This is a genomic window from Endobacter medicaginis, from assembly GCF_014192375.1.
Taxonomy (GTDB): Bacteria; Pseudomonadota; Alphaproteobacteria; order Acetobacterales; family Acetobacteraceae; genus Endobacter; species Endobacter medicaginis.
Genome location: NZ_JACHXV010000037.1, coordinates 1 through 7,782, shown reverse-complemented (window position 1 = coordinate 7,782; position 7,782 = coordinate 1). Strand labels below are relative to the sequence as shown.

Genomic DNA, 7,782 nt, shown 5'->3' with positions numbered 1-7,782 from the left:
CGCCTGGCGCGCGACCTGTCCGGAACGTTCGGCTCTGCGAGCTATGCCTTCGAGGAGATGATCGCCGAACTCGGCAGTTGCCAGATCGGCATGACGCTCGGCCTGCCCTGCGACATCGACAATCACGCCTCGTATGTCGGGCACTGGCTCCAACGGCTGAAAGCCGACAAGACAGCGATCTTCAAGGCCGCCGCCGCCGCACAGCGTGCCGTCGATTACTGCCTTGCCTTCCACCCGGACTTCGCCGCGCAGGACCTCGCCACCGAGGACGCAGGATCCGCTGAACCCATCGCCGCATAGGTGCTCCCATGACCCAGGATCTCGCAGCGGTCATCGCCTGGCCGCGTCTGCGTTCGCCTCGGCTTCTACCTGACGCCTTCGTGCCGACGCGGTTCAGCACCGCGGCCGACAAGGCGAAGTTCGGCAACGATCTGCTGGCCTTCATCTCGGAAGGGTTCCCGAAGTCGCGGTTCTGGTCTGCCCTGGAGAAACTGGTCCAAACCTGAAGAGAGCCCTTCGGGGCGCGAGGATTGGAGAGGGGCATGGGACGTCAGCGGTTTACGCCGGAGCAGGTCATCGCGAAGCTGCGTGAGGTGGATGTGCTGGTTGGCCGAGGGGCGACGGCGGTCGAGGCTTGCCGGCAGGTCGGCATCGCGGAGCAGACGCTGTACCGATGGCGCAAGGAGTATGGTGGCCTGAAGGTCGATCAGGCTCGGCGGATGAAGGACCTCGAGCGCGAGAACGTCCGGCTGAAGAAGCTGGTCGCTGACCTGGCGCTGGACAAGGCGATCCTGCAGGAAGCGTCCAAGCTCGGTTTTTGAGCCCCTCCCGTCGCCGGGAAGCGATCCAGCAGGTCCGCCGTGTGTTGTCGGTGTCCGAACGGCGGACCTGTCAGGTGCTCGGCCAGCACCGCTCAACGCAACGTCGTGCGTTGAAGGGCGACGCTGACGAGCAACGGCTGACAGCCGACATCGTCGCGCTGGCCACCGAGTACGGTCGCTACGGCTACCGCCGCATCCATGCCCTGCTGGGCAATGTGGGCCGGCGGGTCAGCCTGTCGGTGGTCGAGCGGATCTGGCGGCGGGAGGGTTTGAAGGTGCCGAAGAGGCAACCGAAGCGTCGGCGGCTGTGGTTGGGCGATGGCTCGTGCATTCGGCTGCGCCCGCAGCACCGCGGACATGTGTGGTCCTACGACTTCGTTGAGGACCAGACGCATAACGGGCGCAAGTTCCGGATGCTCAACGTCATCGACGAGTTCAGCCGGGAATGCCTGGCGATGGTGCCGCTGCGGCGCTTTCGGTCGAACGACGTGATCGACGTGCTGGCCGACCTGTTTATCGAGCATGGGCCGCCCCAGCATATCCGGTCAGACAACGGTCCCGAGTTCGTCGCCAACGCCGTGCGCGACTGGCTGGGCAGGCTGGGCGTCACCACCCTCTACATCGAGCCGGGCAGCCCATGGGAGAACGGGTACATCGAAAGCTTCAATGCCCGCCTGCGCGACGAGCTGCTCAACGGTGAGATCTTCTACAACCTCGTGGAGGTGCGGGCCGTCACCGGCTGGTGGCGCGACCACTACAACCGGGCCCGCCCGCATAGCAGCCTCGGCTATCGCCCGCCGGCACCGGAAACGGTGGTGATGCCAGCCTGGCCGCTCGGCTCCGCTACGCTCCGCCTCCCCGCCAGGCTGGCATCGGAGGCGCACATCAACTAACTACCCAACCGGACCAGTCATCGCGGGCAGTCCAGGCAGCCTCGGCCGCCTGGGCTCGCGGCGATGACGAACGCCTTTCACATTCGCCATTCCTGGGCTGCTGCATTTTATCTTTGCGAACTCCACGTCAGGAAGGTCTCTGGTTTTACGCCATCCGTCCGGGCCTTCTCGATCAGCGGCTTGAGGGTGTCTCTGGTGAAAGCGTCAATTGTCGTGGGGAGTGTCGGACGATCATCGCGAAATTTGACCCTCCCATCGTTAAGAGCCGCTGCGGTGTTCTTGTCATAGACCCACCGATCGAGCGTTCCGAACCTCTCCCGGAATACCGTTTCGACCTCGCGATCGCGCATGTCGACGAAGCGATAGTCTACCTCTCGTCCGACTGCCCGGCCGATGATCGCGGCGATTTCGGCCATCGTGTAATCGATGCCCAGTTGCTTCACCGACCGGTGCTCGCCCGTTGGCGCGTCGAACTCGTTCGCCGCGAAATCCGCGATGTCCTGAATGGAAACCCAAGGCGCTTTGACGTCCGGCGCAAGCGTCCAGCCGATCCTATTGTGCCGCACGATAGCGTCGCTCCACCTCGCCAGGTCCTGCATGAACCATCCGCCCTGCAGATGCACCAGATTGATGTCGCGTAACCGGTTGAGGATCTGATCCAGCATATGGAAACCCTGGAAATGGCCGGTGTTTCCGCTGAGCTCGGACCCCATTGCGGTCAGGCTCACGACCAGTTTCACCGGAGAGTCCCGAAGAGCGTCGAAGAACCGAAGCGCGACCGCAGGGTAGTGCCCATGAAAGTCCTCCGCCGCCCAAAGAGTTTTGACCATCAGGAACGCAGCGTCAGCGTCGTCGAAGAACCTGCCGAGCTCACCATCCCCTGTGTCAAAGCTGCCAAAGAATGGTTCTGCGCCTTTTGCGACAAGTGCATTGAGGGCAGGCCCTCCTCTTGAAAGAGCTTTGACGGAATGGCCTTTGGCCAAGAGGTTCTCGGTCAGTCTGGCGCCGATCCTGCCGGTCGCACCAACCACGGCGATACGCATGGCTCATCTCCTACAGTTTGCTGAGCCGATTCTTAAAGGATTGCTTGATGGGAGAAAGTGGAGATAATGCCATATGATATCGAAATCAGGCCAACCTTTGATGAAGCCAGCCTGCAGCACCGCCATAGATCTTAGCTTCTCGCATGGGCCGGCGATGGCGTTCAGAGTGGACTTCGCTGACTATGAAGCCGAGCGGCACCAGCATCAGCACCCGCAGGGTCAACTGATCCTCGCGCTCCACGGCGCGGTGACGTGCACCGCGGAAAGCGGGGTCTGGATCGTTCCGCCGGACTGCGGACTCTGGGTTCCCGGCGGCGCTCTTCACAGCAATCAGGTCACGCCCAATGCTCGTCTGACATACCTGTTTGTTGAGCCCGGCGCGGCTGAGCTTCCGGCTGAATGCTGCACGCTTTCGGTATCGCCGATGCTTCGGGAGATGATCCATCGGTTAGCGGACCTACCAGAACGGGATGGGCGCGACGCTCATGTTGGTCGCCTCATGCGGGTCATGCTCGACGAGCTCGCGCTGATGCCGCGTGAAAGGCTAGAGCTGCCAGTCTCTGATCATCCAAAGATCGCCGTGATTGCTGCGGCTCTTTTGGCAGACCCAAGCGACCGGCGTACTCTCGGCCAATGGGCTGAGCATGTAGCAGTCAGTGAACGAACATTGAAGAGGCTTATGATCCAGGAGACCGGATTGAGTTTCGGTCGTTGGCGACGCCAGCTCCATCTCGTCATCGCGTTGCGGGAACTTGCCGGCGGTGCGACGGTCCAACAGGTGGCAGGCGACTTAGGGTATGAATCCACGACCGCCTTCATCGTCATGTTCAGGAAAGCGCTTGGCACCACGCCATCACGCTACTTTGCCGATCGGCTGTTGAGGGCTGGGCAGGCGTGAGACATCGCCATCCGAGGTGTCAGCGGCAGACAATCCTAAGGCTGCCCGAAACCTGAAGACGCCACCCGGTAGAATGTCAGCAACGGCTTGCGGCTGTCGCCAATAGGCGTTGACCGAAGCGGAAGCTGACATTGAGCACTAGCTAGCCATCTACTGGACTCGACGGCTCGGACGGCATGACACCTGGGTTTCGGAGGTCCCGCATCAAGATTGCTTCAACGATGATACCCGCCAGACGGTCGGTACGCGGCGCAAGCGCGGGTTGGTCCGCGAGCCACGCCAGCGCGCCCACAAACGCGAACAGGTCGGTCCCGTCGATATCGTTCCGTGCCAATCCCGCGGCTTGCGCCTGTGCGAGTAGCCGGGCGCCAGCACTGCGCATCGCAACGCAAGATCCATGCAGTGCCGACCTGGGGTCTTCGATGGCGGCGATCATGGACGCCGTAACGCCGCGATAGGCGTGGGCCGCTGCAATCGTCTCGCGCAGCCAGGTCACGAGCGCCTCATCGGGCGCGCTAGATGCCTCCAAATCATCCGCCCGTGCCGCCATGGCATCAAACCCGGTGCGAAGCAGAGCCTCCAGCAAAGCCTCGCGGGTTGGAAAATGGCGGTACATGGTCCCGAAACCGACACCCGCCTGACGGGCGATGTCGCGCATCGACGCGCCTGCCCCATCGCGGGCCACGATCTCGCGCGCGGCGGCGAGAAGCTGATCGTAGTTCTTCCGAGCGTCAGCTCGCATACATCTTCCTTGCCAAACGGGGTGGTGCTCCGTATATACGGAGCGTCACCCCGCTTATGGTAGCGTACCTAGCCCTAAGGAGATAGCGCAATGTCGACCGCGATGATGAAGGCAATTCGACTGCACGAGTTTGGCGGCCCCGATGTGCTGCGATACGAGGATGCGCCGAAGCCGACGCCCAAGGCCGGCGAGGTGCTTATCCGGGTGCATGCGGTTGGCATCAATCCGCCCGACTGGTATCTGCGCGACGGAATGAAGGCTCTTCCTGCCGAGTGGCGGCCTTCCATTCCGCTGCCCGCCATCCCTGGGACCGACGTGTCAGGCGTGGTGGAGGCAGTTGGCCCCGGCGAAGAGCCCTTCGCTGTCGGCGACGAAGTCTACAGCATGGTTCGCTTCCCGAGCTTCGGGGAGAGCGCCGCTTATGCCCAATACGTGACCGCACCTGCATCAGAGGTGGCGCGCAAGCCTGTTCGTCTCGATCACGTGCGGGCCGCGGCGGTTCCCATGTCAGCGCTTACTGCGTGGCAGTTCCTGATTGATCGCGGTCACGACGTGCCCAATCCCCTTCAGCCCGAACTCCACCGTCCCGTTCCGCTCCAGGGCAGGAAGGTGCTCGTCAACGGCGCTGCCGGCGGGGTCGGACACTTCGCCGTACAGTTGGCCAAGTGGAAGGGGGCACATGTGATCGCGGTCGCCTCGAGCAGGCACGAGGCGTTCGTGCGTGGACTTGGGGCCGACGAGTTTATCGACTACACCAAAACGCCTGCGGAAGAGGCGGTTCGGGATCTCGATCTCGTGGTCGATACGCTTGGCGGCCCATCAACGGGCCGGTTCCTGCGTACCCTGAAGCGGGGTGGTGCGCTGTTTCCAGTGTTCCTGGGCTTCTCGGATCACGACGAGGCGGCAAGGCTCGGTGTCACCGTGTCTACGACCCAGGTCCGCTCCAACGGCGCACAGCTTGCCGAGCTCGCACGGCTGTTCGATGCCGGGTCGCTTCGCGTCGGGATCGACAGTACGTTTCCACTCCAAGATGCGAGCAAGGCCCACGCCCGAGCTGCCGAGGGGCACATCCAAGGCAAGATCGTTTTGACGGTAAGCTAGGACAGAAGTTGTCATGCGGAATGGAAAGGAACAGACGATGCAGAATGATATTGAGATAATCAAGGAATTATACGATGCCGCTGAGGGCGCTACCTTGGATTTGGCCAAGTTTGTCTCATTCTTTTCAGACGACGGGTATGTTCGCAATGTTCCGGCCGGACAAGAATTTCGTGGCAAAGATATCGCCACGGTCGCTGGCGGCATGGCAGTAGCGTTTCCGGACATTCACCGAGAGATTTTCAATATCTATGTCATGGACGGTGTCGTTGTCGTTGAGCTTGCAATTCGCGGCACACATACAGGCGATCTGGCCACCCCCGCAGGAGTTTTGCCGCCGTCGGGGAACAGGATAGATGTTCCTTGCTGCGATGTGTTCCATGTCATGGATGGAAAGGTCGTGGCTTTCCACTGCTACAATATGGCGTCCATCATGCAGCAGCAGTTGGGCCTATCTGGCTGAACGCAAATGCGCTGCCAGGTCTCTGGCCCGTCGTCTACAGACGCGGAGGCTTCGACCTTGCCGGTCGCGGCGCTCACGGCGTGGTTCGCGCTGGTAGAAACGGGAAGGCTGCAAGCTGACCACACGGTGCTAGTCCAGGGCACGGGCGGCGTTGCGCTTTTCGGGCTGCAGATCGCCCGGCTCTCGGTGCCCGGACCACCGTCACGTCGCGGAGCGCGGAGAAGCTGGAACGGGCCAAGGCACTCGAGGCGTGGAATACGATCGATACCAGCGCGATGTCGCAATGGTCGGATGCGCCGCTGAGTTTGACCGATGTGCGTGGTGTCGATCACGTGCTGGAGCTGATTGGGGGCGATAACATCGGTCAGTCGGCGGCCGCACTGTCCAGCGGCGGACTCATCGCCCAGATCGGCTTTCTGAAGGGCGCCGACATTGTGCTGTCGGCAGTGCCGATGATGCTCAAACGCGCCGTGATTCAGGGCATCACCGTCGGACACCGTCGGGCGTTCGAGGATCTGGTCCGGTTCATCGACGCGCATGGCGTGAGGCCAGTGATCGACAAGACCTACAGCTTCGACGACGTGCCCTCCGCTTTTGTGCACCTGGAACGAGGACCGTTCGGGAAGATCGTCATCGACTTGCGCAGTTAGAAAATGAGGGGGGGCTGGGAATGGTGTATTGCGACAGCAAGTCTTCAGGCCTCCCACGGGGGATTACGCCAAAGTTGAGCGAGGAAGTCGCTGAAGGCACTGATCCGCTTGGGCACCGGTTCGCGTTTCGGCCACACGAAGCTGATAGAGTTGGCCTCTTCCTCCCATCCCGGCAGTATATGGACGAGGCGGCCGGCGCGCAGCTCGTCGGCCACGTCCCACAATTCCCGCAGCGATATGCCGAGGCCGGCGATGCACCACGTCCGCAGCGTGTCGCCGCTGTCCGTCGCAAGATCGCTCGATACCGCAACCTCTTCCGTCTCGCGGCCCCTGTGCAGCGCCCAGCTATTCCGCCCCAGCCCCGGATAAGAGAACAAGAGGCAGGTATGGGCTGCAAGGTCGCGGGGCTCGACCGGGGCGCCGTGCTGTTCGAGATAGTCGGGCGCAGCGACGAGGATGCGCCGGTTGTCGGCAAGCCGACGTGCGATCAGCCGGGAATCGGCCAGCTTCGCTACCCGGATCGCCACGTCGATGTCGCCGGCATAGAGGTCCACGATGCGGTCGGTCAGGTGCAGCTCGAACCCGACCTTCGGGTGCTGCTTGCGGAAGGCGGCCGTCGCCGCCGCCACATAGCGGCTGCCGAACGGCACCGGGGCCGTCACGCGGATTGTGCCCGTCAGTTCACCCGATCCGGCGCGCGCTATCTCGGCGGCTTCGCCGAGCAAGGCGAGAGCGGCGCGTGCCCGCTCTGCTACGGCCCGGCCTTCCTCTGTGATCTTCAATCGGCGGGTGTTGCGTTCGAACAGGGTTGCTCCGAGTTGCCGTTCCAGCCGGGCGATCTGCTTGCTGACAGTGGTCGGCGCGAGGTCCATCGCCCGAGCGGCGGCCGAAAAGCCGCCGCATTCAGCCACGCGGACAAACACCGCCAGATCATCGAGGTTACGAACCATTTCTTCCAAATCGCCTTAAGTATTCTCCCATTATGCACGTTTCCGACTATTTTTGCAAAGCTCAGGGTGTGGCCGAAGCAATTGCGCCTGCCTGTTTCCGATATCCCGCAAGGAAAAGGCGGGCAGTTAAGGATGAGCGGCCCCCACTGGGTGGTCCGGGATGAGTGTTAGTGCATTGTCGTCTCCGCCGCCATTGCCGGTCGGAGGTGGAGCGAAGCGGAACC

9 protein-coding genes and 1 pseudogene are annotated in these 7,782 nt (G+C 62.4%); 7 read left to right on the top strand and 3 right to left on the bottom strand.

Annotated elements, in window-relative coordinates; all coding sequences use genetic code 11:
• The 3 genes from FHR90_RS16575 to FHR90_RS16565 all read left to right on the top strand — a co-directional run.
• Positions 1-300 (top strand): zincin-like metallopeptidase domain-containing protein (locus tag FHR90_RS16575; protein ID WP_246330346.1); only part of this gene is annotated, 300 nt, incomplete at its 5' end.
• A gap of 8 nt (positions 301-308) precedes the next feature.
• Positions 309-506, top strand: coding sequence for a hypothetical protein (locus FHR90_RS16570; RefSeq protein ID WP_176621749.1), 198 nt, complete (start codon positions 309-311; stop codon positions 504-506).
• A gap of 36 nt (positions 507-542) precedes the next feature.
• A protein-coding gene (locus FHR90_RS16565; protein WP_176621748.1) for an IS3 family transposase occupies positions 543-1,714 on the top strand; the annotation gives its coding sequence in 2 pieces (ribosomal slippage) (positions 543-810 and positions 810-1,714; 1,173 coding nt in all).
• Between the two features lie 107 nt (positions 1,715-1,821).
• Here the strand turns inward: FHR90_RS16565 and FHR90_RS16560 are convergent.
• Positions 1,822-2,757, bottom strand: a complete 936-nt coding sequence (locus tag FHR90_RS16560) for an NmrA family NAD(P)-binding protein (protein WP_176621747.1) — start codon at positions 2,755-2,757, stop codon at positions 1,822-1,824.
• A gap of 100 nt (positions 2,758-2,857) precedes the next feature.
• Here FHR90_RS16560 and FHR90_RS16555 point away from each other — a divergent pair, with 100 nt between their 5' ends.
• The gene (locus FHR90_RS16555) at positions 2,858-3,655 is read left to right on the top strand and encodes an AraC family transcriptional regulator (RefSeq protein WP_276512458.1); all 798 of its coding nucleotides are present in this window, start codon (positions 2,858-2,860) and stop codon (positions 3,653-3,655) included.
• A gap of 142 nt (positions 3,656-3,797) precedes the next feature.
• On the opposite strand, the gene FHR90_RS16550 is transcribed toward FHR90_RS16555, so the two are convergent.
• Complete coding sequence (locus FHR90_RS16550; RefSeq protein ID WP_072493461.1) at positions 3,798-4,397, bottom strand: TetR/AcrR family transcriptional regulator; 600 nt, start codon at positions 4,395-4,397, stop codon at positions 3,798-3,800.
• A gap of 90 nt (positions 4,398-4,487) precedes the next feature.
• Here FHR90_RS16550 and FHR90_RS16545 point away from each other — a divergent pair, with 90 nt between their 5' ends.
• The 3 genes and pseudogenes from FHR90_RS16545 to FHR90_RS17250 form a co-directional block, all read left to right on the top strand.
• Positions 4,488-5,498, top strand: a complete 1,011-nt coding sequence (locus FHR90_RS16545; protein WP_176621745.1) for an NADP-dependent oxidoreductase — start codon at positions 4,488-4,490, stop codon at positions 5,496-5,498.
• Positions 5,499-5,535: 37 nt separating this feature from the next.
• On the top strand, positions 5,536-5,958 hold the full coding sequence (locus FHR90_RS16540; protein WP_176621744.1) for an ester cyclase: 423 nt from the start codon (positions 5,536-5,538) through the stop codon (positions 5,956-5,958).
• A gap of 191 nt (positions 5,959-6,149) precedes the next feature.
• Positions 6,150-6,608 (top strand): annotated as a pseudogene (locus FHR90_RS17250) (zinc-binding dehydrogenase); the annotation flags it as partial.
• 44 nt (positions 6,609-6,652) lie between these two features.
• On the opposite strand, the gene FHR90_RS16530 reads toward FHR90_RS17250, so the two are convergent.
• Positions 6,653-7,558, bottom strand: coding sequence for a LysR family transcriptional regulator (locus FHR90_RS16530; RefSeq protein WP_176621743.1), 906 nt, complete (start codon positions 7,556-7,558; stop codon positions 6,653-6,655).
• Positions 7,559-7,782: the final 224 nt, after the last annotated feature.